This window comes from Streptomyces sp. Y309 (genome assembly GCF_056712025.1).
In genome coordinates, this window is the sequence record NZ_CM160048.1 from 2,314,634 (window position 1) to 2,338,861 (window position 24,228).

The following is a 24,228-nucleotide window of genomic DNA, read 5'->3' on the forward strand; positions in this document are numbered from 1 at the left end:
ATGCGATACCTCAAGGTGCTGTGGCACCACGACCTGCCTGATGAACCGATTGAGCTGTACAGCGAGATCGATGATGCGGGCTACGAAATCCGCAAGGTGGAGGTCTATCGAGATGGGCGTCGCGACTTCGCGGATCGCGAAGTATCTTCGGGTACGACCATGCTCGGCGAGGACGCACTTCCGGACCTGGAGGAGATTTCCGGTCAGGAGGAATTTTCCCCGTCGCTCATCGAAAGCGCAGAGTTTGAAAACGTGTGGCATCAAGCCGCAGGAGATCGCAGCACTCCCTGATCGCACGTCGTAGCGAGAGTGAGTAACGGCTTCGGAGACGGCGCCGGCGGCGAAGCCGATGTTGGCGATGCCGTACTGGCAGCTCCCGGATCCGAGTCCACCGCCGCGCAGTTGGGCCAGGCGTCGTCCCGAACCCGAAAGGGATATAAAAGACTGGATTCCCGACCAATGGCCCGAAGTAGGAGGGTAGGGAGATGGTCTTCTCCGTTTCATTCCATCCCACTGCACCCTCCGGCGCCACGAGTCCTGCCCCAGTGAGCCAAGAAGGGGACGATGTTTACGACACCCTGGTCACGGAGGCGTGCAGCGCCCTATCTGGTACCGGGGGGGAACAGCTTCCACATGAGTGGCTTCGGCAGCGATGAGTGGCCGCTCGATGTTGCCTATGACTTGTCCGCCTTCATGGAGCAACTTCCGTCGCTTCTGACGGGCGTGCGCGAGCGTCGCAAGATTGAAGGCGATCAACTCCGAGCTGTCTGAGGCCGCACCATTCGCGCGTTGGCTGGAGGGTGAGGCGTAGCCTCGCTGTCCGAGACCACAACTGCTGTGCCGCATGGAAGCAGCCGAATTGAAGCCCCGTCAGATGCGTTCTGGCGGGGCTTCAGCGCTGCCGGGAGAGAGCCACCGTGTGGCCTGGCGGCGTGGCTCGCACGATGTGTCGCGCTCCCTCTCAGGTCAACGACAGCCGCGGCTTCGCCGCGTCCGTGCGTCCCGTCTGCGGGCGCCGGCTCCCCGCCCGGTACTGGAGGGGCCACTCCACCCCCGGCCCCGCATACCCCTGCTCGGCCGCCGCGTGCAGCGTCCAGTGGGGGTCGTAGAGGTGGGGGCGGGCCAGGGCGCAGAGGTCGGTGCGGCCCGCCAGCAGCAGCGAATTGACGTCGTCCCACGACGAGATGGCGCCCACGGCTATGACGGGGACGCCGGTCTCGTTGCGGATGCGGTCGGCGAAGGGGGTCTGGTAGGAGCGGCCGTAGGCGGGGCGTTCGTCGGGGACCACCTGGCCGGTGGAGACGTCGATGGCGTCGGCGCCGTGGGCGGCGAACGCCTGGGCCACGGCGACGGCGTCCTCGGCGGTGGTCCCGCCCTCGGCCCAGTCGGTGGCGGAGATGCGGACGGTCATGGGGCGGGTGGCGGGCCACACCTCCCGTACGGCGTCGAAGACTTCGAGGGGGAAGCGGAGCCGGGCGGCGGGCGGGCCGCCGTACGCGTCGGTGCGGTGGTTGGTGAGCGGGGAGAGGAAGCTGGAGAGCAAGTAGCCGTGTGCGCAGTGCAGTTCGAGGAGGTCGAAGCCGCAGCGGGCGGCACGCCGGGCGGCGGCGACGAACTCCTCGCGGACGGCGGCGAGTCCGGCGGCGTCCAAGGCGTGCGGGGTCTGGCTCGCGGGGGCGTACGGGAGCGGGGACGGGGAGACGAGGGGCCAGTTGCCGGAGGGCAGGGGCTCGTCGATGCCGTCCCACATGAGTTTGGTGGAGCCCTTGCGGCCGGAGTGGCCGAGCTGGACGCCGAGCGCCGTGCCGGGGGCCTGGGTGTGGGCGAAGTCGACGACGCGGGTCCAGGCGTCGGCCTGCTCGTCGGTGTAGAGCCCGGCGCAGCCCGGCGTGATGCGGCCGCGTTCGCTCACGCACACCATCTCGGTCATGATGAGGCCCGCCCCGCCGAGCGCCCGCGCGCCCAGGTGGACGAGGTGGAAGTCGCCGGGCACGCCGTCCACGGCGGAGTACATGTCCATGGGGGACACGACGACACGGTTGCGCAGCTCGAGGTCGCCCAGGCGGAACGGCGTGAACATCGGCGGCGTACCGGGCGGGCAGCCGAAGTCCCGCTCCACGGCCTCCGTGAAGTGGGCGTCGCGCAGCCGCAGGTTGTCGTGCGTGACGCGGCGGCTGCGGGTGAGCAGGTTGAACGCGAACTGCCGGGGCGGCTGGTCGAGGTACATCGGCAGTTCCTCGAACCACTGCAGGCTGGCCCGCGCGGCGCGCTGCGTGGACTCCACGACGGGGCGCCGCTCGGTCTCGTACGCGGCGAGGGCGGCGGGGATGTCCGGCTGCTCCTGGAGGTTCGCGGCGAGCGCGAGGGCGTCCTCGACGGCGAGCTTGGTGCCGGAGCCGATGGAGAAGTGCGCGGTGTGGGCGGCGTCGCCGAGCAGGACGGTATTGCCGTCTGACCAGTGCTCGTTGACGACCGTGCGGAAGGTGAGCCACGAGGAGTTGTTGCCGTGCAGGGGGCGGCCGCCGAGCGTGTCCGCGAAGAGCTTGGCGCAGCGCTCGACGGACTCGGGGATCTCGGCGTCCGCGAACCCGGCCGCCCGCCACACCTCTTCGCGCATCTCGACGATGACGGTGGACGCGCCGGGGTCGGCCCCAGGCCCCGTCGCCGTCGCCGCCCGGTACGGGTAGCCGTGCAGCTGCATCACGCCGTGCTCGGTCTCGGCGATCTCGAAGCGGAAGGCGTCGAAGGCGAAGTCGGCGGCGAGCCAGATGTAGCGGCAGCGGTGGGTGGTGAGGGTGGGGCGGAAGATGTCGGCGCGCGCCTCGCGGGTGAGGCTGTGCACGCCGTCCGCGGCGATCACCAGGTCGTACGCGGCGGCCAGTTCGGCGGCGGGCGGCGCCTCCGTACGGAAGCGGAGGTCGACGCTGAGGCCGCGGCACCGCTCGTGCAGCACCGCGAGCAGGCGTTTGCGGCTCAGGGCGGCGAAGCCGTGGCCGCCGGAGGTGTGCCGGGTGCCGCGGTGCACGATGTCGATGTCGTCCCAGCGGACGAACTCCGCCTGCAGCGCCGCGTACACGGCGGGGTCGGCGTGCTCGATGCCGCCGAGGGTCTCGTCGGAGAGGACCACGCCGAAGCCGAAGGTGTCGTCGGGGGCGTTGCGCTCCCAGACGGTGACCTCACGGCCCGGGTCGAGCCGCTTCAGCAGCGCCGCGGCGTACAGCCCGCCGGGGCCGCCGCCGACGACGGCGATCCGGTGCGCCCCGCCCGGCCGCTCGACGCCCGCCTGTCCGGCCCCCGACTGTGTCCCCCGCATCGTCACCGCCCCCGCCACTTCGGCGGGCGCTTGGCGGTGAACGCGGCGTGGAACTCCGCGTAGTCCTCGCCGTTCATCAGCAGCGCCTGCGTCGCCGCGTCCATCTCGACGGCCGCCGCGAGCGGCATGTCCAGCTCGGCGGTGAGCAGCGCCTTCGTCTGGGCGTACGCGAGGGCCGGGCCCTGGGCCAGGCGGCGGGCCAGGGCCTCGGCGGCCTCGGGGGCCTTGCCCTCGTCCGTGAGCTCGCTGAGCAGGCCGATCCGCTCGGCCTCGGGCGCGCGCACCGGCTCGCCCAGCATCAGCAGCCGCGTGGCGTGGCCGAGCCCGACGACGCGCGGCAGCAGATACGCCGCGCCCATGTCACCGCCCGAGAGCCCCACCTTCGTGAACAGGAACGCGAACCGCGCCGACGGGTCCGCGACCCGGAAGTCCGCCGCCAGGGCGAGCACCGCGCCCGCGCCCGCGGCCACGCCGTGCAACGCGGCCACCACCGGGAACGGACACTCGCGCAGGGCCCGCACCACCTGGCCGGTCATGCGGTTGAAGTCGAGGAGCTGCGCCGTGTCCATGGCGAGCGTCGCGCCGATGATCTCGTCCACATCGCCGCCGGAGCAGAAGCCGCGCCCCTCGCCGCCGAGCACGAGCGCCCGCACAGACCGCTCCCGGGACAGCTCGGCGAGCAGGTCGCGCAGGTCGGCGTAGGCGCCGAAGGTGAGCGCGTTCAGTTTCTCTGGGCGGGCCAGCGTGACGGTGGCGACGCCGTCGTCGACGCTGAGGCGCAGGTGCCGCCACTCGGGGGTGCGGGCGGTGGAGCCGGTGAAGGGACTCATGACGTGCGGCCTCCTCGGGCGGGGGCGGCGGGGCCTCGCGGGCCTCGTGGGGCACAGACCGTGCGGCGGGGCGGAGAGGCGCCGGCTTCCGTCGGCGTCCGTCGCTTTCCGTCAGCGTCCGTCGCTTCCGTCGGCTCGGCCCGGCTCCTCGCTCCTCCTCGAAATTATCACTCATCCATGACCGTCGTCACGAGTACGCGATACGCCTACGTCACGGGGGCCACCCGGCCGTACACTCCAGTGGCATACGTCCCGGAATTTCCCAGCATGGGTCGCCAAACCGCCCGACGGACGGCTCTGTCGGCACTCCGCTTAGGATTCGTACGGTTGAAAGCAGGACCGCACAGGGACCACCTGCTCGCCGAACGGACCCACCTTGCCGCCGACCTTGCCCGAACCTCACTCTCCCGCCTCGTGGCGCATCGCGCTGCCGCACACCGTGGCAGCCGTGCCCATCGCGCGCGCCCTGGTCCGCACGGCGCTCACCGACATCGGCTCCACCGCGGACACCGACACCGCGGAGCTGCTCACGGCCGAGCTGGTGGCCAACGCCGTCGAGCACACGGCGGGGCACGACCCGATAGAGCTGGTCATAGAGCTGCTGCCGACGCTCTGCCAGGTCGAGGTGCGCGACTCGAGCCCCGTCCCGCCGTTCGACCTGACCGCCCCGGCGGCGGACGACGAGCCCGACCCCTGGCAGGAGCACGGGCGCGGCCTGCTCCTCATCCGCACGCTCAGCTCGGCCTGCGGCCACCGCCCCACCGACACCGGCAAGGCGGTCTGGTTCACGCTCTCGGCGCCGGCCGAGCGCTGAGAGCCCCGCGGCTCAGGCGAGTGTCGCCACGAGGACGGCCTTGATCGTGTGCATCCGGTTCTCCGCCTCGTCGAAGACGACGGAGTGCGCCGACTCGAAGACCTCGTCGGTGACCTCCAGCGAGGTCAGCCCGTGGCGCTCGCACACCTCGCGGCCGACCTCCGTGCCCAGGTCGTGGAAGGCCGGCAGGCAGTGCAGGAACTTGATGTCGGCGTTGCCGGTGGCGCGCAGGACGTCCATCGTCACCGCGTACGGAGCGAGGGCCGTGACGCGCTCGTCCCAGACCTCGGCGGGCTCCCCCATCGACACCCAGACGTCGGTGGCGACGAAGTCGGCGCCCGCGACGCCCTCGGCGACGTCCTCGGTGAGGGTGATCCGCGCCCCGCTCGTCTCGGCGAGCGCCCGCGCGCGGGCCACGACCGCCTCGGCGGGCCAATACGCGCGGGGCGCCACGATGCGCACGTCCATGCCGAGCAGCGCGCCCGTGACCAGGTAGGAGTTGCCCATGTTGAGGCGGGCGTCGCCGAGGTAGGCGAACGCGATCCGCTCCAGCGGCTTGGCGCAGTGCTCGGTCATCGTGAGGACGTCGGCGAGCATCTGCGTGGGGTGCCAGTCGTCGGTCAGGCCGTTGTACACGGGCACGCCCGCGTGGGCGGCCAGTGTCTCGACGGTCTCCTGCGCGTCCCCGCGGAACTGGATCGCGTCGAACATCCGGCCGAGGACGCGGGCGGTGTCCCGTGCCGATTCCTTCTTGCCGATGTGCGAGCCCGAGGGGTCGATGTACGTCGTGGTGGCGCCCTGGTCGGCGGCGGCGACCTCGAAGGCGCAGCGGGTGCGGGTCGACGCCTTCTCGAAGATCAGCGCGATGTTCCTGCCGGTCAGGCGGCGGGTCTCGGTCCCGGCCCGCTTGTCCGCCTTCAGGTCCGCGGCCAGGGCGAGCAGACCGCGGAACTCGTCGGCGGTGAAGTCCAGCTCCTTGAGGAAGTGGCGGCCGGTGAGGTCGGTCGTGAGTGTCGCCATGGGGCGCTCCTGGGGGTAATGCGTCAAGGCGGGGCAGGGAACCCTTGAAAGTCTATACGACCTCTCACATTTATATGCAGGCCCCCCGTGCCCTCGTCCCCGGACCCTCTAAGCGATCAGATCCCGCTCCACGGGACAGCTCATGCACCGCGGGCCGCCCCGGCCCCGGCCCAGCTCGCTGCCGGGGATCTCTATCACCTCGATGCCCTGCTTGCGCAGATAGGTGTTGGTGGTCGCGTTCCGCTCGTACGCCACGACCACGCCCGGCTCGACCGCGAGCACGTTGCAGCCGTCGTCCCACTGCTCGCGCTCGGCGGCGTGCACGTCCTGGGTGGCCGTGAGGACCCGGATGCCGCCGAGGCCGAGGGCCGCGGCGATGGCGCGGTGCATGTGCTCCGGCGGGTGGTCGGTGACCTTCAACTCGCGCTCGTCGACGCCCGGTTCGATGGTGTACGAGCGGAGCATGCCGAGGCCGGCGTACTGCGTGAACGTATCGCCGTCGACCATCGTCATGACCGTGTCCAGGTGCATGAAGGCGCGGCGCTTGGGCATGTCGAGCGCCACGATCGAGGTCGCAGAACCGGCGGCGAACAGCTTGTGCGCGAGCATCTCGACGGCCTGCGGAGTGGTGCGCTCGCTCATGCCGATCAGCACCGCGCCGTTGCCGATGACCAGGACGTCGCCGCCCTCGATGGTGGAGGGGTAGTCGGTCTGGCCCTGCGACCAGAGGTGGAAGCCCTGGCCGTGGAAGAGCGGGTGGTGCTGGTAGATCGCCTCGAAGTGGACGGTCTCGCGCTGCCGGGCCGGCCAGCGCATCGCGTTGATGGACACGCCGTCGTAGATCCAGGCGGACGTGTCGCGCGTGAAGAGGTGGTTGGGCAGCGGGCCGAGCAGGAAGTCGTCCATGTCCATGCAGTGGAAGCGCACGGACGTCGGCTCCGGATGCCGGTCCAGATACTCCCGCTTCGTCATGCCGCCGATCAGCGCGTCGGCGAGCTCCGCCGACGGCAGCGGATCGAAGGAGGCACGCAGGTGGTCGGTGGCGAGCGGGCCGTACTCCTTCTCGTCGAAGACGCGGTCCAGGACGAGCAGCCGGGCCGCCGGCACGTCCAGCGCCTCGGCGAGCAGATCACCGAAGAGGTGGACCGTCACCCCGCGGTCGCGCAGCACGTCGGCGAAGCCGTCGTGCTCCTGTCTTGCCCGCCGCACCCAGAGGACGTCGTCGAAGAGCAACGCGTCCTTGTTGGTGGGCGTGAGCCGCTTCAGCTCCAGATCGGGGCGGTGCAGGATGACGCGGCGCAGCCGCCCGGCCTCGGAGTCGACATTGAATCCCATGTCTCCATCCTCACCCCACGGGGGCCGCGTCACGCGCCCAACGATGCGTTTTGAGCGCCCCGCCAGGCGGTTCCGGGCGTCCCGCCAGGCAGGACAGGGACGCCCGGAACACGCCGTACGCGCCTCAAAGACGCGGATCCACCGGTTCCGACTCCAGCGCGAGCACCGCGAACACCGCCTCGTGGACCCGCCACAGCGGCTCGCCGTCCGCGAGCCGGTCGAGCGCCTCCAGGCCGAGCGCGTACTCACGGATGGCGAGCGAGCGCTTGTGGCCGAGGAAGCGGCCGCGCAGCTTGTCCAGGTTCTCCGGGCGGGTGTACTCCGGGCCGTAGATGATCCGCAGGTACTCGCGGCCGCGGCACTTGATGCCGGGCTGCACCAGGCGCCCCTTGCCGTCGCGCACCAGGGCCTCGACCGGCTTGACGACCATGCCCTCGCCGCCGCGGCCGGTCATCTCCAGCCACCAGTCGACGCCCGCGCGCACCGACTCCTCGTCGCCGGTGTCGACGTACAGGCGTCGCGTGGTGCGCAGCAGGCCGGTGGTGTCGTGTTCCACCATGCGGTCGATCAGGGCCAGTTGCCGGTCGTGCGGCAGCGCGGCGAGGCTTCTGCCCTGGACGGCGAGGAGCTGGAACGGCGCGAGGTGCACACCGTCCAGGCCGTCCGTCGGCCAGCAGTAGCGGCGGTAGGCGTCGGTGAACGCGGCGGCGTCGGCGGCGCGTTCGCGCTGCTTGCCGAGCAGGCCGTCGACGTCGATGCCGCGGGCGGCGGCCGCCTCCAGGGCGTTCAGGGCGCCCGGGAAGACCGCGCCGGACGCGGCGCCCACGGCGGCGTACTGCGTGCGCAGCAGCCCCGACGCCTTCAGGGACCAGGGCAGCAGCTCGGCGTCGAGCAGCAGCCAGTCGGTGGCCAGCTCCTCCCACAGCCCGGCCGCGTCGGCGGCGTCCCGCACCCGGCCGAGCACCTGCTCGGTGCGGCCGTGGTCGTCGAGAAAGGGGCGGCCGGTACGGGTGTAGAGCGCGCCCGTCGGCCCGTTCACGCCGAACCGCTCGCGCGCCACGTCCGCGTTCCGGCACACCAGGGCCACCGCACGCGACCCCATGTGCTTCTCCTCGCACACGACGCGTGCGACGCCGTCGGCCGCGTACTGCTCGAAGGCCTCCAGCGGGTGCTCCAAGTAGCCCTCGCGCCGCGAGGTGGCGGTGGGCGCCATCGTCGGCGGCAGGTACGGCAGCAGGCGCGGGTCGCCCGCGAAGCGGCTCATCACTTCGAGCGCGGCGGCCGCGTTCTCCTCGCGGACCGTCACGCGCCCGGCGTGCCGGGTCTCCACCACGCGGCGGCCGTGCACGTCACCGAGGTCGAGCGGCCGGCCGTCGTGCCCGCCGGGCGCCTCCGTGCGCAGCGGCTTCGCCGCTTCGTACCAGACGCGCTCCGCCGGTACGTCGACGAGCTCGCGCTCCGGCCAGCGCAGCGCGGTGAGCTTCCCGCCGAAGACCGCGCCGGTGTCCAGGCAGATGGTGTTGTTCAGCCAGGTCGCCGTCGGGACCGGGGTGTGGCCGTAGACCACGGCGGCCTTGCCGCGGTAGTCCTCCGCCCACGGGTAGCGCACGGGCAGGCCGAACTCGTCGGTCTCGCCGGTGGTGTCGCCGTACAGCGCGTGCGAGCGCACCCGGCCCGAGGTGCGGCCGTGGTACTTCTCGGGCAGGCCCGCGTGGCACACGACGAGCCGGCCGCCGTCGAGGACGTAGTGGCTGACGAGCCCGTCCACGAACTCCCGCACCCGCTCCCGGAAGTCCGGGTCCCGGGCGTCCTCCGCCTCGAACTGCGCGACGGTCTCGGCCAGGCCGTGGGTGAGCTGGACGCCGCGGCCCTTGAGGTGGCGGCCGAGCTTGTTCTCGTGGTTGCCCGGTACGCACAGGGCGGTGCCGTCGGCGACCATGCTCATGACGCGGCGGAGCACGCCGGGGCTGTCCGGGCCGCGGTCGACGAGGTCGCCGACGAACACGGCGGTGCGGCCCTCGGGGTGCGCGCCGTCGACGTATCCGAGCTTGCCGAGCAGGGTCTCCAGCTCGCTGGCGCAGCCGTGGATGTCGCCGATGATGTCGAAGGGGCCGGTGAGGTGGGTGAGGTCGTTGAAGCGCTTCTCGGTGACGACGCGCGCGCTCTCGATCTCCTCGACGCCCCGCAGGACGTGCACCTTGCGGAACCCTTCGCGCTCCAGGTGCTTGAGCGAGCGCCGCAGTTCGCGCTGGTGGCGCTGGATGACGCGGCGCGGCATCCCGGCCCGGTCGGCGCGCGCGGCGTTCCGCTCGGCGCAGACCTCCTCGGGCACGTCGAGGACGATGGCGATGGGCAGCACGTCGTGCCGCCGCGCCAGCTCGATGAGCTGCTTGCGGCTGTCGGACTGCACGCTGGTCGCGTCGACGACGGTGCGGCGGCCCGCGGCGAGGCGCTTGCCCGCGATGTAGTGCAGCACGTCGAAGGCGTCGCGGCTCGCGCCCTGGTCGTTCTCGTCGTCGGCGACGAGGCCGCGGCAGAAGTCGCTGGACAGCACTTCGGTGGGCTTGAAGTGGCGCCGCGCGAAAGTGGACTTGCCCGCTCCGGAGGCGCCGACGAGGACGACGAGGGAGAGGTCTGTGACGGCGAGGGAGCGGCCGGTGGTGGTGCTGCCGGTGCCGGTGGTGTTGTCGGTCATGCGGCCTTCGCCTCCTTGGTGCTCCGGTCGGTCTGGGTCTGGGTGAACACCGCCATCTGTGTCGGCGGCCCCACCTCGGGGTCGTCGGGTCCCACGGGCACGAACTCGACGCTGTACCCGTGCTGCCGGGCGACCCCGTCGGCCCAGGCCCGGAACTCCGCGCGGTTCCACTCGAAGCGGTGGTCGCCGTGCCGGACGTGTCCGGCCGGGAGCGATTCCCAGCGGACGTTGTACTCGACGTTCGGCGTGGTCACGAGCACGGTGCGGGGGCGCGCCGAGCCGAACACCGCGTACTCGAGCGCGGGCAGCCGCTCCGGGTCGACGTGCTCGACGACCTCGCTGAGCACCGCGGCGTCGTACCCTTTGAGCCGCTTGTCGGTGTACGCGAGCGAGCCCTGGAAGAGCGACACGCGCTCCGCCTGGCGCTCGCCCATGCGCTCCAGCTTCAGCCGGCGCGCGGCGACGGTGAGCGCGCGCATCGACACGTCGACACCCACGATCTCCGTGTACCGCGTGTCCTTGAGCAGCGCCTGCACCAACTGGCCCTGGCCGCAGCCCAGATCGAGCACGCGGGCGGCACCCGCCGCGCCGAGGGCGGCGAGGATCGCCTCGCGGCGCTGCACGGCGAGCGAGACCGGCTTGCTGTCCTGCTCCTCCTCGGGACCGTCGTCGGCCACGGCGTTGTCGATGTCCTCGACCGCCGTGTCGTCGGCGTCCGCGAGCCGTACCAGTTCGAGCCGCTCCATGGCCTCGCGCGTCAGCGACCAGCGCCGCGCCAGATAGCGGCTGGTGATCAGCTTCTGCTCGGGGTGGTCCGCGAGCCAGCCCGCACCGGCCCGCAGCAGCTTGTCGACCTCGTCGGCCGAGACCCAGTAGTGCTTGGCGTCGTCGAGCACCGGAAGCAGCACATACAGGTGCCGCAGCGCCTCGCCGAGGGTCAGCCTGCCGTCCGGTACGTCGAGTACGAGGCGTACGTACCGCGAGTCGCCCCACTCCGGGAAGCGCTCGTCGAGCGGCACCGGCTCGGCCGTGACCGTCCAGCCCAGCGGCTCGAACAGCGCCCGCACCAGGTCGGGGCCGCCGCGGGCGGGCAGCGCGGGCACCTCGACGCGCAGCGGCAGCGGCTGCCCCGCGCGCTCGGGCAGGGCCTTGCAGACGCCGCGCAGCGCGCTGGAGAACACCCCGCTCAGGGCGACGGCGAGCAGCGAGGACGCGGCGTACGGCCGGTCGTTCACGTACTGCGCGAGGGCCGCGTCCGGGGCGCCGCCGCGGCCCTTGCCCCGCCGCACCAGCGCCACGGGGTCCACTTCGAGCAGCAGCGCGGCCGTGCAGCGCGCGTCGGTCGCCTCCGGGTAGAAGACGTGCGCCTGCCCGTAGGACGTGGAGAACGCCTGCGCCTTGCCGGGATGCTTGTGCAGCAGGAACCCGAGGTCGGTCGCGGGGCGCTCTGGGGTGCCGGTGGTGGTGATCGTCAGGAACACTGGGTATGCCTCGAAACGCAATCTGGGCTGCGGATACTTCCAGGGCGGTCCATCGCGGTGCACAGCGCGTGCACAGGCGCCGGAGGTGGCGGACCGCGCCGAGGGCGGAGCACGCACCAGCCTTGGCGGCTCCCGGCCCTTTCTCAACCCCCGTATCTGTCGCGTGCGCCGCGGCGCGGCCCTCTCGCCGCGCAACGCCTTCTCCCCCGGCGCACCTGCACAAACGTACAGCGAACGGGCCGGAAGGGCTCAAGATTTTCCGCCCGGCCCGGGCGCCGGGCGGAAGGACGTGCGGTAGGCGGTGGGGGTCACGCCCACCTCTCTGCGGAAGAGCGTCCGGAAATTCGCGGCCGTGCCGAACCCCGTCTCTCCCGCGATTCTCTCGACGGACCAGTCGGAGGTCTCGAGGAGCCGGCGCGCGCGAAGAATCCGCTGCGCGGCGACCCACCGCATGGGCGGCATTCCCGTCTCCCGCGCGAAGCGCCGGTTGAAGGTTCTGCGGGACAGCAGGCTGTGGTCCGCCATCCGCTGCACGGTGATCGACGACCCGAGGTTGTCGATCACCCATTCCCGCGTGGCCCGCAGGCTGTCGCGAGCGGGCGCGGGCACCTCCACGTACTGCGGCTCGTTCGCACCGCGGGCGGAATGGAAGACGACGTCCTTCGCCACACGGTCCGCGACGGTGGTCCCGAAATCGGTCTGGACGACATGGAGACACGCGTCGATTCCCGCGCCGCCGCCCGCAGACGTGAGAATGGCTCCGTCTTCGACGAACAGTCGATTCTCGACGACGTCGACTTCGGGATACATGTCCCGGAGTCGATCGGTGTGGCGCCAATGCGCCGTGGCCGCCTTCCCTTTCATCAATCCGGCGTCCGCGAGCGCGAAGACGCCCGTGCAGATGGCGACGAAACGGGTTCCCCGGTCCGCGGCGCGGCGCAGCGCCTTGAGATATTCCTCCGGAACGGGAAGATGCGGATCCTCGTAACCCGGAACCACGACGATATCGGCGCTCTCGACGTCGGCCGGGCCGAGATCGTGTTTCCCCCACACCACGACGCGATATCCGGGATGCCGGCCGAACACATGCTCCGCGATGCTGATGTCCAGCGCATACGCACCCGGCACCGCAAGGATCGCCACCACCGTCTCGCCGCCCTTGGATCCCACTGGCGCCCCCTCGCTCTGGCACGATCCTTGCCGCACGTGGCACGGCCGCATCTGGTCCGCCTCCGTCCTGGCCCCCTACCGTCGTTGCATGAGCAACGCACAGCAGAAGGCGGAAATCCGCACAGAAAGCTTCGGAGTCCCGTGGGAATCAGGTTACGGGTACGTTCAAGCCGTCAAGCACGGCAATTCCATCCATCTCTCCGGCCAGGTGGCACACGACGGCACCGAAATCGTCGCCCCCGCTCCGGTCGATGAGGCCGGACTGGTCACCGATTTCGGCAACACGGGCGAGCAGTTGCGGCAGTGCTATGCCAACGCGGCGGAACTGCTCCGGCGTTTCGGTGCTTCTCTGGACGACGTCGTCGAAGAGGTCATCTACGCCGTCGATGTCGACGCGGCCGACGCCGCGGCGGGACCGGTGCGCAAGGAGGCCTACGGCCGGCCGGACCCACAGGTGGCAAGCACCATGATCGGCACTCCTCGACTGGCCTTCCGCGAACTGCTGGTCGAGGTCCGGCTCACCGCCCGGGGCTGACGCCGCCGTCCCTCGCATCTGATGCCTGCCCCCCCCGGGCCCGGCTCGGCCCAACCCGTCCCTGCCCTAGAATGATCATGAACACGCCTCGCCGTGTTCGCGACCGTATCGTTCGCCCGACAGGGCATCCCGGGGGAGAGTTCCTTGAAGCTCACCATGTTGCGCCGTGCCGCAACCACATCCGTCGCCGCCGCATTCCTCGTCGGCGGCCTCGCCACCGCCACCCCTGCGTCCGCCGCCGGCAACTACAGCTGCGGCAACTGGAAGCAGAAGGTCAACTGGTGGAGCGCGACCTGCACCGTGAAGAGCGGTCAGGCCCGTGCCGTCACCGACTGCAGCAACGGCAAGACCATCTACGGCGCGTGGGTGGGCCGCGGCACGTGGCGGTTCGGGGGCGAGTGCGGCAAGTACTTCATCGTCGCCCAGGACACCCAGGGCCGCGGCTAGCGGCACCGCGTGCGAGGGCCCGCCGATGCGTCGGCGGGCCCTCGCGCCGTGCGGTCACGGAAGTGCCGTGCCGCTACGAAGGCGTCCGTGCCGCCGCTGAAGCGCCCGTGTCGCTACGGAAGTTGCGACTGCACCTGTGCCGAGATCAGTTCCAGGTGGTCCAGGTCGGCCAGGTCCAGGCACTGGAGGTAGACGCGGCTCGCGCCGATCTCCGCGTACCGGCCGATCTTGTCGACGACCTCGGCGGGGGAACCCGCGAGGCCGTTGGCCTTCAGCTCGTCCACCTCACGGCCGATGGCCGCCGCGCGGCGGGCCACCTCGGCGTCGTCCTTGCCGACGCAGGCCACCAGCGCGCTGGAGTACACCAGGTCGTCGGGCTTGCGGCCGGCCTGCTCGGCGGCGGCCCGCACCCGGCCGAACTGCCGCTCGCTGTCCTCCACCGACGCGAACGGGATGTTGAACTCGTCCGCGAACTGCGCCGCCAGGCGCGGTGTCCGCGTCGCGCCGTGGCCGCCGATCAGCACCGGCACCTTGGCCTGCGCCGGCTTGGGCAGCGCGGGCGAGTCGGTGAGCTGGTAGTACGCGCCGTCGTAGGAGAACGTGCGGCCCGGCTCCGTCGCCCACAGGCCGGTGACGATCGCGAGCTGCTCCTCCAGGCGCGCGAACTTCTCCTTCGGGAACGGGATGCCGTACGCCTTGTGCTCCTCCTCGAACCAGCCCGCGCCCAGGCCCAGTTCGACCCGGCCGCCCGACATCTGGTCGACCTGCGCCACCTGGATGGCGAGCACGCCCGGCAGCCGGAACGTGCCGGCCGTCATCAGCGTGCCGAGCCGGATCCGCTTCGTCTCCCGGGCGAGGCCCGCCAGCGTGATCCAGGCGTCCGTGGGTCCCGGCAGGCCGTCGACCGATCCCATGCGCAGATAGTGGTCGGAACGGAAGAAGGCGTCGAAGCCCAGGTCCTCGGTGGCCTTGGCGACCGTGAGCAGCGTGTCGTAAGTGGCCCCCTGCTGGGGCTCGGTGAAGATGCGTAGATCCATGCCTCCATCCTGCACGCTCGAACGCGCGTCAACCTTCCCGGTCCCGCCGGTCCGCCGTCGCCCCGGTCGGGTGAAATCCGTCAACCCGGCGGCCGGGGCGGGCCCGCCCCAGTGACTGTGCCGCTCGGGTGATCGTTGGCTCGGCGGAGCCGGACCGCCCGGCACCCGCGCCGGCGGCCGCTGCCGGGGCGTCCCTTGCACCAACTGCCTTGCCCGGCCGGGGCGCGTCCCCCGGTCCGGCGGGGCGCGGGCCGAGGAGGCCGTCATGTCCCAGGAAGCCGTGCCCGAGCAGGCGCACGACCCGTTCGCGTCGGATCAGCACCGCGACGAGGTCGTGCCCGAGCAGGCTCGCGCGCACGCACCGGCCGAGCAGCCGGGCCCGCCCAAGGGTCTGCTGCAGCAGATGGAGGAGCTGATGGCCGCGCTCAACGCGGATCTGACCCAACTGGACGCCGACCTCCAGCAGTCCACCGCCCGCCCGCCCACAAGCGAAGAGCCGGACCGCGCCTGACGGCACGAACCCGGCGCGTCACCGGGCCGCCGCCCCCGCCGCCGAGGCCCGCCCCCGGCGCCGGGGGCGCCGCCCGACACGACGCCCCCGCCCCGGCCGTCGAGGCCCGCCCGGCGGCCGGGGGAGCCATCTGACGCCGCACCCCGGCGCCCCGTCGGCCTGGGGCTGTGCCCACCCGTGCCGCCCCTGGCGGCCCAGCTGCCCACAGCGGGAGCACGGTTGCACACTCAACGCCCCCCGGCAGTCCCCGGCCCCCTCAGCAAGAGGGCGACCTCCCCTCCGCAACACAGTCCCCCCTCCCCCCGTCCAAGGCGCCCCTGCCAGAACGTGCCGCCAGTCTGCGGAGCATTTCCAGGACGCGGTCTCTGGACTCGTCGGCGGCGTCGATGGCCTCCATGCACTGCCAGTACATCCCCTCGCCGTCGGCGCCCATGGCCACCGTGACCAGGGCTATGCCCACTTCGCCCAGGAGGGCGCCGAGGCCGAGCAGGGTGTCGTGGGCGTCGCCTATCTCGGTGAGGGCCGCCGCGCGTATCTCCTCCGTCGCGGACTGCGGGGGGCTCAGGACGGCGCAGCCCCGGCCGCTCAGCTCGCTCAGGCCCAGCGCCTCGCCCCGTAACTCCGGTGGGCCCGTGACCGCGAGACGGCTGCCGATCGCCTGCGCCAGCGCCTGGGACTGCCACACCTCCGCCACGATGGCCGCGGGCTCCTGACTCCGCGCCAGGGCGCACCTGCTCGCCTCGATGAGCCGCATCGCATCCATGCGCCGTCCCCATTCATCCCGCACCCACACACGGCACGTTCACCCGAACTCCCTTGTCCACTACCCACAGTGAGCGCCTTCAGGACGAAAAGCCAGAGGAAGCCTGAAATCTGTGGACAAAAATTCGCCAGTGGACAATGCATCCACTCCGGAGAGTGACGACGAGGTGTCTTTGGGGGGCTTTCGGCATGTCCAACGGGCGGTTACGCCCGCGGACTTACGGGGCGGGTGGGCCGTGCGCCGGTTCCGCGCCGCCCGAGCCGGGCCGACGCGGCGCGCACTACGGCGCCGGAAAGCGGTGCTCGTTCCTGTCGATCTTCGCCGCGAGGGCCTCGAGCGGGTCGATGCCGAGCACTTCGCAGAACTGCAGCAGATAGGCGAGGACATCGGCGACCTCGTCCGTGACGCGGTGCGCGGAGTCCGCGTCGTCCATCACCCGCGCCGACTCCTCCGGCGTCAGCCACTGGAAGATCTCCACGAGTTCGGAGGCCTCCACGCTGAGCGCGGCGGCGAGGTTCTTGGGCGTGTGGAAGGGCTCCCAGTGCCGCGCGGCCGCGAACTCGGCCAGCCTGCGCTGCAGTCCCGCTACGTCATGATCTGTCACGGCCCCAGTCAACTACATCCCGTCAGCGGCACACCGGCCACATCCCATCAGCGGCACACCGGCGCCTCCCGCGTACCACCCGGCCTGCCCAGGTCCACCACCGTCACGCCGTCCGCCGTCGCGGCCCACGTCGCGTCGGCCACGGCGCCGATCAGGCGCAGGTGCCCGCGCGCGCACATGCGTGCCGCGAGATCCGCGAGCGCCCGCTTCTGGCGGTGGTCGAGGCAGCGGTCGAAGCCGTCGGCGAGGACCGTGAGGCTCTGGTAGGCCTCCGGGACCTCCGCCACCGGGTCGACTTCAAGGACCCGCGGCCCGGTGAGCAGCACCAGGGCGAGCGCGAGATAGCGCAGCTCGCCGTCGCCGAGGCGGCCGACGCTGGTGCGCACCCCGTCGCCGCGGTCGAGCAGTGCGCGCACGGCGCCGTCCCGCGTCTCCTCGGCGAGCACGTCGGCGACCGGCCCGGAGCAGCCGGCGCGCAGCGCGGTCACGAGCTGGGAGTGGCGGTTGCCGCACTCGGCGCGGGTGCGCCACAGCACCTCGGCGAGGTTGTCGCAGCCGCCGAGGAGGCGGCCCGCGCCGACCAGGCCGGGTGGCACCGGCTCGCGCATGCGCCCGGGCCGCGGGTCGCAGGCGAACACCGACCGCAGGGCGACGACGACCTGTTCGGCGGCGGCGAGCACCAGGCGCTGCCCGTCGGTCTTGCCCGCGACGCGCAGCGGAAGCAGCGCCGTGCCGAGCCGGTCGTCGGGCAGCGGCGCGCGGGTCACGGGCGCGGCGCCCGCGGTGTGCCAGGAGGCCTGCACGGCGCGCCGCCCGGGGTCGCGAAGCGCGGTCTCCAGCAGGGTGAGACCGTCGCGCGTCAACCGCTCGCCCGCGATGCGCAGTTCCGGCTCGGCCTGTACGGCGACGTCGAGCCGGACGGGCCCGGCGGGGCCGTCGACCGTGCAGCCGATGCGGAAGCCGCGGCGCGCCTGCCCGTCGGCCCGCGCGCGCTCGGGCACGCAGCGGGTCGGCTGCGGGAACACGTCGATCAGCTCGGCTCCCGCGCCGAGCAGCGCCAGCGCCTCGTACGCCCGCAGCGCGCTCGTCTTGCCGCTGCCGCTCGGGCCCGCGAAGAGGGTGAGCGGGCCGAGCGGGAAGGCGGCACCACGATGCCCCGCGAAGGCGGAAAGGCGCAGTTCGGTGACGCGCGGCTTGGCCCGGGACAGCGGATTCTGCGCGAGCGTCCGGCGGGAGTGCACAGTCATGACCGGAAGCTATGGGTCAGTGGATCAGCCGAACCGTTTTGCCCCGGCGACCTTCGCACGATCGGGGGACGGCGGATCAATGCGCGGCGCGGGGCGGGGAGTTGGGATACGACCCGTCCGACGGGCCGGGCCGGTCTCTCAGGGCACGCATGCCCCAGGGCACGACGGAGGCACTAGATGCCCGTCGCCGCCTCCACCAGGCCCTGGACCTCCGTGTCCGGCGGCGAGAGCAGGAAGACGTTCTTCTCCACGCGGTGCATCCCGCAGCCGAGGCCGAAGACCACGCCGCTGCTGAAGTCCAGGACCCGCTTGGCGACTTCGGTCTCGGCGCCGGACAGGTCGAGCAGGACCGGGGTCTGCGACATCAGGTTCTCGGCGACCTCGCGGGCGTCCGCGAAGATGTTCACGCGCGTCACGACGAACCGCCGCCGCGCCTCCGTCTCGGCGTCGGGCAGCGCGCGGTGCCCGGGCCAGGACGGCCATTCGTTGCGGCCGCGCAGCGGCACGACCTGGGCGAGCCCTTCCCACTGTTCGTCGGTGGCTTCGTGGCTGGTCACAGAGCAACCCCGTCCTGGCTCGTCCTCAACTTCTGCACCGGGCAATTCTTGCGCAACTCACCCGATCGGCCCAACCACGACACGGCCGGATGGGATGTCTCACACCCGCCGGGAACTCCCCGGCCGCCGCGCGCGACCACCTGACCGGTGCCGGGTGTCCGCTGCCCGCGCCGCCGGATCAGTCACGGGAGCGTCGATGCCAGACGAGCGTTCATCCCTTTCGGGTACGCCGAGTTCTTCGCGTACGCAGAGAAGTACGGGCGGGGCGTGGCGGCCGCCGCCCGCGCTGCTCGGTTTCCTCGTGCTCCTCGTCGTCGTCTTCGCCGTCGCCTACCAAGTCGGCTCGTCCGTGGGGCCCGTGGCGCCGGGGATGCGGTCCTCGACTCCGGACTCGGACTCGGGCACGGGTGGCGGCTCGGGGGGCGGTTCGCACGGAGGCCACGGGGGTCACGGCTAGTGGGCGACCAATCCACCGACCTGATCGTCGGCGGCATGACCTGCGCGGCCTGTGTGAACCGGGTCGAGAAGAAACTGGGCAGGCTGGACGGCGTCACCGCGACGGTGAACCTCGCCACCGGGCGGGCCCGGGTGCGCCACCCTGTGGGCACCGCGGCGGACGAGCTCGTCGCCGTCGTCGTACGAGCCGGATACACCGCCGAACTGCCCCCGCCGCCGGATCCAGAACCCGCGGCAGAAGCAGAGCCCGCAGCGGAAACGGCGGGCGGCGACGAGAGCGCCCGCGCCGAGCGTCGGCGGCTGCTGGTCACCGCGCTGCTCTCGCTGCCCGTGCTCGTCCTGTCGATGGTGCCCGCCTGGCAGTTCCGCAACTGGCAGTGGCTCTGCTTCGTGCTGACGGCGCCGGTGGCGGTGTGGGGCGCGTGGCCCTTCCACCGGCGGGCGCTCGCCGGGCTGCGGCACGCCGCCGCGACCATGGACACGCTGGTGTCGCTCGGGGTGGCCGCCTCCTTCTCCTGGTCGGCGTACGCGCTGTTCCTCGGCGGGGCGGGCGAGCCCGGGATGCGGATGCCGTTCGAGGTGCTGCCGTCGGCGGGCGGCGGCGCGCACCACGTGTATCTGGAAGCGGCGGTCGGCGTGCCGCTGTCCGTGCTCGCGGGGCGCTTCCTGGAGTCGCGGGCGCGGCACGGCACCGGTGCGGCGCTGCGGTCGCTCGCCTCCCTCGCCGTCAAGGATGTCGCGGTACGGGACGCGGGCGGCGGCGAGCGGCGGGTGCCGGCGGGGCAGTTGCGGGTGGGGCAGGAGTTCATGGTGCGGCCCGGGGAGCGGGTGGCGACCGACGGTGTGGTGGTGTCCGGGAACTCCGCGCTCGATCTGTCGCTGGTGACCGGCGAGAGCGAGCCCGTGGAGGCGGGCCCCGGCCAGGAGGTCGTCGGCGGTTCCGTCAACGCGAGCGGGCTCCTTGTGGTGCGTGCGACGGCGGTCGGCGCCGACACCCAACTCGCCCGCATCACAAGGATGGTGACGGATGCCCAGGCGGGGAAGGCGCGCGCCCAGCGGCTCGCGGACGCCGCGGCCGGTGTGTTCGTCCCCGTGGTCCTGACGCTCGCCGTCACCGTCCTCGGGTTCTGGCTGGGCGCCGGGGCCGACCCTGAGGGCGCGGTAACGGCGGCCGTGGCGGTCCTGGTCGTCGCCTGCCCGTGCGCCCTCGGGCTCGCCACGCCCACCGCGCTGCTCGCCGCCACCGGCCGCGGCGCCCAGCTCGGCGTACTCGTCGGCGGACCGCGCGCCCTGGAGACGCTGCGGCACGTCGACACGGTCGTCCTCGACAAGACCGGCACGCTGACGACGGGCCACATGACCGTCACCGAAGTGACCGCCGCACCAGGCGGACTCGGCCGCGAGGCGGCGCTGCGGCTCGCCGGGGCGGTGGAGCGGGGCTCGGAGCATCCGCTGGGACGCGCCATCTCCTCGTACGCCCAAAAGGAGCTCCCGGAGAAGGGGTTGCCGCGGGTCACGGAGTTCCGCGCGACGCCGGGGCAGGGGGTGCGGGGTGTGGTCGAGGGGCGCGAGGTGGAGGTGTGCTCGCCGGGCGCGGAGCCGCCCGCGCTGCCCGACGCGCTCGCCCGCGCGCTCGCCGACGCCGAGGCGGCCGCGCGGACCGTCGTCCTCGTGCGGGTCGACGGCGCCGTCGAGGCGGTCGTGGCCGTGGGGGACGTGCTGCGGGCCGGGAGCTATCGCGCCGTCGACCGGCTGCGGCGGCTCGGCGTGGAGCCGGTCCTCGCCACCGGGGACCGGCCCGCGGTCGCCCGCGCGGTGGCCGCCGAGCTGGGGATCGGCGAGGTGTACGCGGGCTGCACCCCCGAGGACAAGGCCGAGTTGGTCGGGCGGCTGCGGGGCGAGGGGCGCCGGGTCGCGGTGCTCGGCGACGGCGTGAACGACGCGGCGGCGCTCGCCCGCGCCGACCTGGGCATCGCCATGGGCTGCGGCAGCGACGCGGCGATCGGGGCGGCTGACGTGACGCTGGTCGCCGGGGACATCGGCGCGGCCGCCGTCGCCGTACGCCTCGCCCGCCGCACCCTGGCCACCATCCGCGCCAACCTGGTCTGGGCGTTCGGCTACAACGCCCTCGCCGTGCCGCTCGCCGCCGTCGGCCGCCTCGGCCCGATGACGGCGGCGGTCGCGATGTCCTTGAGTTCGCTGCTGGTGGTCGGGAACAGCCTGCGGCTGCGTACGTGGGAGCCCGTGCCGCGGAGTGCGGCGCGGGGTCGGGGTGCGGCGCGGGCTCGCGGTGCGCGAGGGGGGTCCTTCGGTGCGTAGTCGTGAGGTGAACGAGGTAGGTGGCGGGACCACTCTGCACGCGCGCGTGCGTGGCGCCGCTCTGCACGCGCGCGTGCGTGCCGCTTTGCCCGGTGTGCTGGCGCCCGTCCTCGCCTGCGCGCTGGCGCTGTGCGGGCTTTCGGCCTGGGTCGCCGCGGGGGCCGCGGGCGGGCCCGCGCGGATAGCCGTCGGGGACGGGCGGGTGTTCCTCGCGTACGGCGGCAAGGCGGAGACCGCGGCGTTCTTCCGCATCACCAACAGCGGGGAGTCCGGCGACGAGTTGCTGTCCGTCGGCTCGCCCGCCGCCGACGACGTCATGCTCAGCCGGACCGTGGAGCGGCCCGGGAACGTCGAGTCGATGCGGATGGTGGACTCGGCGGCCGTGCCCGCACGGTCCGTGGTGCGGATGACGCCCGAGGGCCTGGACGTGATGCTGCGGCCCACACGGCCGCTGCGGCTCGGCGACGAGGTGCCCTTCGTGCTGCGCTTCCGGCACGCCGGTGAGGTGGCGGTGCGGGCGGAGGTGGTCAGGCCGGGGAGCTGAGCCGCGTCCGCGTGGCGCGGGGATGGGATCCGTCGCGTGCGTACGGATACGTCGCGTGCGTACGGATCCGTTGTCCGCGTACGGGAACTTCCCGCGCCGTCCGTCCGACTACTGCCGCACAAGGCAGAGGCCGGGAGGCCGGGAAGGGGCGCGGGCTGCGGATGGGTGGTCTGGACGTACACATGCGGGGCGTGACCTGCGGGCACGGGCGCGTGGTCGCCGTCGACGGGGTGGACCTGGAGGTCGCCGCGGGCGAACGTGTGGCGCTGACCGGCACGAACGGTTCCGGCAAGTCCACGCTGCTGCGGGCCGTCCTCGGGCTGCACCGGCACACGGTGGGCACCATCCTCGTCGGCGGCCGCGGCACCGCGTCCGCGGCGGACCGGGCCTGGCGGCGGCGCGCCTGCGCGTGGGTGCCGCAGAAGCCGGCGGCCGGCCGGTTCCCGCTGCTCGCGGGCGAGTTGCTGGACTCCGGGGGCGCGCCCGGGCAGGCGGCGGAGGCGGCCCGCGCGCTGGGCGTGGGCGCGCTGCGGCACCAGCCGCTGGACACGCTGTCCGGGGGCCAGTTGCAGCGGATGTACCTGGCCCGTGCCATCGGCTGCGTGGCCGCCGGGGCCGGGGTGCTGCTCGCCGACGAACCCACTGCCGCGCTCGACTTCGCGGGGCAGGAGGAGGCTGCCGCGGCGCTCATGGCTCTGCCGGTCACGTTGGTGGTCGTCACCCATGACCGTGCCCTTGCCGAACGCTGCGACCGCGTGCTGGACATGGCTGCGGGGCGGCTGCGGGAGGTGGCGCGGTGAGGCCCTGCCGGGGCCTCCTGGCTCCCGCGAGAATTCAGCCCCTCCGGCGTTTGAGGAGCGGGGTCCGGGGCGGAGCCCCGGGGGTGCGGCGATGACCCTTCTCGCCACCGCCGACCTCGGCCTCATGCTCCAGCTCGTCCCCGTGCAGCGCGCCGGGTTCGCGCTGCTGCTCGCGGCCGTGGGCCTGCCGATCGTCGGGGTCGTGATCGTGGGGCTCGACATCATGCCGGTGCGGTTCGCGATGATGCATGTCGCGCTGCTCGGCATCGCGGTGGGCCTGCTCACCGGCCTGGACCCGATGCTGTGCGCCCTGGTGGCGTGCGCGCTCGCGGGGGCCGGGGTCGCGCCGCTGGCCGGGACACCGGCCGGGCTCTCCGGGGCGATGGGGCTCCTGATGAGCATGGCCATCGCGGCGGCCCTGCTCGTGCTCTCCGTCTCCGGGGTCAACGCTTCCGGCGCGTTCGCGCTGTTGTGGGGGTCGATCCTGTCCGTCGGAAGCGCGGACCTCGTCGTGGTCGGGGTGCTCGCCGCCGTCGTCCCGGCGCTGTTCTGGTGGCGGCGCCGCGACCTCGCGCTGCTCCTGTACGACCGTGAACTCGCCGAGTGCTCGGGCGTACGCGTCGGCCCGCTCACGGTCGTCCTGCTCGTCCTGGTCGCCGTCGCCGTGGCCGGCGCGATCAAGCTGACCGGGGCGCTGCTCGTGGACGCGCTCACCCTGCTGCCCGCGCTCGCCGCGCGCCGCATCGGCAAGCGGCTCACCACCATCGCGCTGTGGGCCGTGGCCATCGGCGTCGCCGTCAACGTCACGGGCTTCCTCATCGCCCTCTGGCTGGACTGGCCGCCCGGCCCGGTCCTCGTCCTGACCGCGGGGGCCGTCGTCCTCGCCGTCCATCTCATCCCCGAACGGAGCGTCACCTCATGTCCACCTCCCGCATCCGCCGCCGCGCCCCCCTCGTCGCGCTGAGCGCCGCGCTCGCCCTGACGGCCGCCGGCTGCGGTGACGACGCCGCTTCCGGCGGTTCCGGCAACGGCTCCGGCAATGGCTCCGGCGGCAAGAAGGGCGGGCCCGTCGTCGTCGCGACCACCACGTGGGAGGGCGCGTTCGCCAAGGCCGCGGGCGCCGAGGACGTCACCGTCCTGGTCCCGCCGTCCACGCACCACGCCCCCGACTACGACCCCAAGCCGTCCGACCTCGCGGCCGTCGCGAAGGCCGACTTCGTGCTGTACGCGCCGTTCGAGCCGTACGCCGACAAGATCAAGGACGCGGCGGGCTCCGACGCCGAACTGGTGAAGGTGAACCTCGACAACGACGCCGGGAAGGTGCGCGGCGAAGTGGCCCGGCTGGGTGGCCTGTTCGGCACCAAGGCCGCGGCCGCGCGCTGGACCAAGACCTTCGACCGCGAGTACGCCCGGCTCGCCAAGGACCTCAAGGCGTCCTGGCCCGGCGGCAAAAGCCCGGCCGTCGTCAGCCAGGTGTTCACCACGTGGTCGGCGCGCATGGCCGGAGCGCGGACCGTCGGAACGTACGGACCGGAGGCCGTGACCGCCTCCCAGCTCGCCGGGCTTTCCGCGAAGAAGCCCGCGTTCGTCCTGGACAACGCGCACATGTCCACCGGGAAGGTGCTGCCCGACTCCGGCGCCGAGCAGGTGGAGATCGTCAACTATCCGGGGAAGGACCTGGAACTGCTGCCGGTGTACCGGGAGGCGGCGGCGCAGTTGAAGAAGGCGATGAAGGGGGCCTGAGGCCGCA

24 protein-coding genes are annotated in these 24,228 nt (G+C 72.6%); 12 read left to right on the plus strand and 12 right to left on the minus strand.

Annotated elements, in window-relative coordinates; genetic code table 11:
* A complete protein-coding gene (locus tag AC0KTA_RS08495; protein WP_481054506.1) occupies window positions 1–291 on the plus strand; it encodes a DUF6881 domain-containing protein in 291 nt (96 codons plus the stop codon).
* 342 nt (window positions 292–633) lie between these two features.
* A complete protein-coding gene (locus tag AC0KTA_RS08500) occupies window positions 634–771 on the plus strand; it encodes a hypothetical protein (RefSeq protein ID WP_481054507.1) in 138 nt (45 codons plus the stop codon).
* Between the two features lie 190 nt (window positions 772–961).
* Here the strand turns inward: AC0KTA_RS08500 and AC0KTA_RS08505 are convergent, their stop codons facing one another.
* Both AC0KTA_RS08505 and AC0KTA_RS08510 read right to left on the minus strand, forming a co-directional pair.
* Window positions 962–3,313 carry a bifunctional salicylyl-CoA 5-hydroxylase/oxidoreductase gene (locus AC0KTA_RS08505; protein ID WP_481054508.1) on the minus strand — a complete coding sequence of 784 codons (2,352 nt, stop codon included), beginning with the start codon at window positions 3,311–3,313 and terminating at the stop codon, window positions 962–964.
* 2 nt (window positions 3,314–3,315) lie between these two features.
* Window positions 3,316–4,143, minus strand: coding sequence for an enoyl-CoA hydratase family protein (locus tag AC0KTA_RS08510; protein ID WP_481054509.1), 828 nt, complete (start codon window positions 4,141–4,143; stop codon window positions 3,316–3,318).
* A gap of 388 nt (window positions 4,144–4,531) precedes the next feature.
* On the opposite strand from AC0KTA_RS08510, the gene AC0KTA_RS08515 reads away from it, so the two are divergent.
* Window positions 4,532–4,957, plus strand: coding sequence for an ATP-binding protein (locus tag AC0KTA_RS08515; protein ID WP_481054510.1), 426 nt, complete (start codon window positions 4,532–4,534; stop codon window positions 4,955–4,957).
* Window positions 4,958–4,969: 12 nt separating this feature from the next.
* Here AC0KTA_RS08515 and argF read toward each other — a convergent pair whose 3' ends face one another.
* The 5 genes from argF to AC0KTA_RS08540 all read right to left on the minus strand — a co-directional run bounded on the left by argF (window position 4,970) and on the right by AC0KTA_RS08540 (window position 12,658).
* Entirely contained in the window at window positions 4,970–5,977 is a 1,008-nt protein-coding gene (argF, locus tag AC0KTA_RS08520; RefSeq protein ID WP_481054511.1) for an ornithine carbamoyltransferase, read from the minus strand.
* A 108-nt stretch (window positions 5,978–6,085) separates the two neighbouring features.
* Complete coding sequence (locus AC0KTA_RS08525) at window positions 6,086–7,312, minus strand: arginine deiminase (protein WP_481054512.1); 1,227 nt, start codon at window positions 7,310–7,312, stop codon at window positions 6,086–6,088.
* A gap of 124 nt (window positions 7,313–7,436) precedes the next feature.
* Window positions 7,437–10,007, minus strand: coding sequence for a polynucleotide kinase-phosphatase (locus AC0KTA_RS08530; protein WP_481054513.1), 2,571 nt, complete (start codon window positions 10,005–10,007; stop codon window positions 7,437–7,439).
* Window positions 10,004–11,488 (minus strand): 3' terminal RNA ribose 2'-O-methyltransferase Hen1, encoded by a 1,485-nt coding sequence (locus AC0KTA_RS08535; RefSeq protein ID WP_481054514.1) that lies wholly within the window; start codon window positions 11,486–11,488, stop codon window positions 10,004–10,006. The genes AC0KTA_RS08530 and AC0KTA_RS08535 overlap by 4 nt, the downstream gene beginning before the upstream one ends.
* A gap of 249 nt (window positions 11,489–11,737) precedes the next feature.
* Window positions 11,738–12,658 (minus strand): GlxA family transcriptional regulator, encoded by a 921-nt coding sequence (locus AC0KTA_RS08540; RefSeq protein ID WP_481054515.1) that lies wholly within the window; start codon window positions 12,656–12,658, stop codon window positions 11,738–11,740.
* A gap of 88 nt (window positions 12,659–12,746) precedes the next feature.
* Here AC0KTA_RS08540 and AC0KTA_RS08545 point away from each other — a divergent pair, with 88 nt between their 5' ends.
* Together AC0KTA_RS08545 and AC0KTA_RS08550 are read left to right on the plus strand one after the other, a co-directional pair.
* Window positions 12,747–13,193: a Rid family hydrolase gene (locus tag AC0KTA_RS08545; RefSeq protein ID WP_481054516.1), complete on the plus strand. Its 447-nt coding sequence runs from the start codon at window positions 12,747–12,749 to the stop codon at window positions 13,191–13,193.
* A gap of 144 nt (window positions 13,194–13,337) precedes the next feature.
* Entirely contained in the window at window positions 13,338–13,640 is a 303-nt protein-coding gene (locus AC0KTA_RS08550) for a hypothetical protein (protein WP_481054517.1), read from the plus strand.
* 113 nt (window positions 13,641–13,753) lie between these two features.
* Here the strand turns inward: AC0KTA_RS08550 and AC0KTA_RS08555 are convergent, their stop codons facing one another.
* Window positions 13,754–14,677 (minus strand): LLM class F420-dependent oxidoreductase, encoded by a 924-nt coding sequence (locus AC0KTA_RS08555; RefSeq protein WP_481054518.1) that lies wholly within the window; start codon window positions 14,675–14,677, stop codon window positions 13,754–13,756.
* A 265-nt stretch (window positions 14,678–14,942) separates the two neighbouring features.
* On the opposite strand from AC0KTA_RS08555, the gene AC0KTA_RS08560 reads away from it, so the two are divergent.
* Window positions 14,943–15,188 carry a hypothetical protein gene (locus tag AC0KTA_RS08560; protein ID WP_481056744.1) on the plus strand — a complete coding sequence of 82 codons (246 nt, stop codon included), beginning with the start codon at window positions 14,943–14,945 and terminating at the stop codon, window positions 15,186–15,188.
* A 256-nt stretch (window positions 15,189–15,444) separates the two neighbouring features.
* On the opposite strand, the gene AC0KTA_RS08565 is transcribed toward AC0KTA_RS08560, so the two are convergent.
* From AC0KTA_RS08565 to AC0KTA_RS08580, 4 genes are all read right to left on the minus strand, one after another.
* Window positions 15,445–15,951 carry a DUF6099 family protein gene (locus AC0KTA_RS08565; RefSeq protein ID WP_481054519.1) on the minus strand — a complete coding sequence of 169 codons (507 nt, stop codon included), beginning with the start codon at window positions 15,949–15,951 and terminating at the stop codon, window positions 15,445–15,447.
* Window positions 15,952–16,231: 280 nt separating this feature from the next.
* Entirely contained in the window at window positions 16,232–16,555 is a 324-nt protein-coding gene (locus tag AC0KTA_RS08570) for a nucleotide pyrophosphohydrolase (RefSeq protein WP_481054520.1), read from the minus strand.
* 47 nt (window positions 16,556–16,602) lie between these two features.
* Complete coding sequence (locus AC0KTA_RS08575) at window positions 16,603–17,802, minus strand: AAA family ATPase (RefSeq protein ID WP_481054521.1); 1,200 nt, start codon at window positions 17,800–17,802, stop codon at window positions 16,603–16,605.
* A 173-nt stretch (window positions 17,803–17,975) separates the two neighbouring features.
* Window positions 17,976–18,359, minus strand: coding sequence for a cell division protein SepF (locus AC0KTA_RS08580; protein ID WP_016639357.1), 384 nt, complete (start codon window positions 18,357–18,359; stop codon window positions 17,976–17,978).
* 196 nt (window positions 18,360–18,555) lie between these two features.
* Between AC0KTA_RS08580 and AC0KTA_RS08585 the strand changes: the two genes are divergently transcribed.
* The 6 genes from AC0KTA_RS08585 (at window position 18,556) to AC0KTA_RS08610 (ending at window position 24,221) form a co-directional block, all read left to right on the plus strand.
* Window positions 18,556–18,816: a hypothetical protein gene (locus AC0KTA_RS08585; protein WP_481054522.1), complete on the plus strand. Its 261-nt coding sequence runs from the start codon at window positions 18,556–18,558 to the stop codon at window positions 18,814–18,816.
* Window positions 18,816–21,134 carry a heavy metal translocating P-type ATPase gene (locus tag AC0KTA_RS08590; RefSeq protein ID WP_481054523.1) on the plus strand — a complete coding sequence of 773 codons (2,319 nt, stop codon included), beginning with the start codon at window positions 18,816–18,818 and terminating at the stop codon, window positions 21,132–21,134. The genes AC0KTA_RS08585 and AC0KTA_RS08590 overlap by 1 nt, the downstream gene beginning before the upstream one ends.
* A gap of 46 nt (window positions 21,135–21,180) precedes the next feature.
* Window positions 21,181–21,678 carry a copper chaperone PCu(A)C gene (locus tag AC0KTA_RS08595; RefSeq protein WP_481054524.1) on the plus strand — a complete coding sequence of 166 codons (498 nt, stop codon included), beginning with the start codon at window positions 21,181–21,183 and terminating at the stop codon, window positions 21,676–21,678.
* A 161-nt stretch (window positions 21,679–21,839) separates the two neighbouring features.
* Window positions 21,840–22,478: an ATP-binding cassette domain-containing protein gene (locus AC0KTA_RS08600; RefSeq protein ID WP_481054525.1), complete on the plus strand. Its 639-nt coding sequence runs from the start codon at window positions 21,840–21,842 to the stop codon at window positions 22,476–22,478.
* Between the two features lie 91 nt (window positions 22,479–22,569).
* On the plus strand, window positions 22,570–23,442 hold the full coding sequence (locus AC0KTA_RS08605) for a metal ABC transporter permease (RefSeq protein ID WP_481054526.1): 873 nt from the start codon (window positions 22,570–22,572) through the stop codon (window positions 23,440–23,442).
* Window positions 23,397–24,221 (plus strand): metal ABC transporter solute-binding protein, Zn/Mn family, encoded by an 825-nt coding sequence (locus tag AC0KTA_RS08610; protein WP_481054527.1) that lies wholly within the window; start codon window positions 23,397–23,399, stop codon window positions 24,219–24,221. Before AC0KTA_RS08605 ends, AC0KTA_RS08610 begins: the two co-directional genes overlap by 46 nt.
* Window positions 24,222–24,228: the final 7 nt, after the last annotated feature.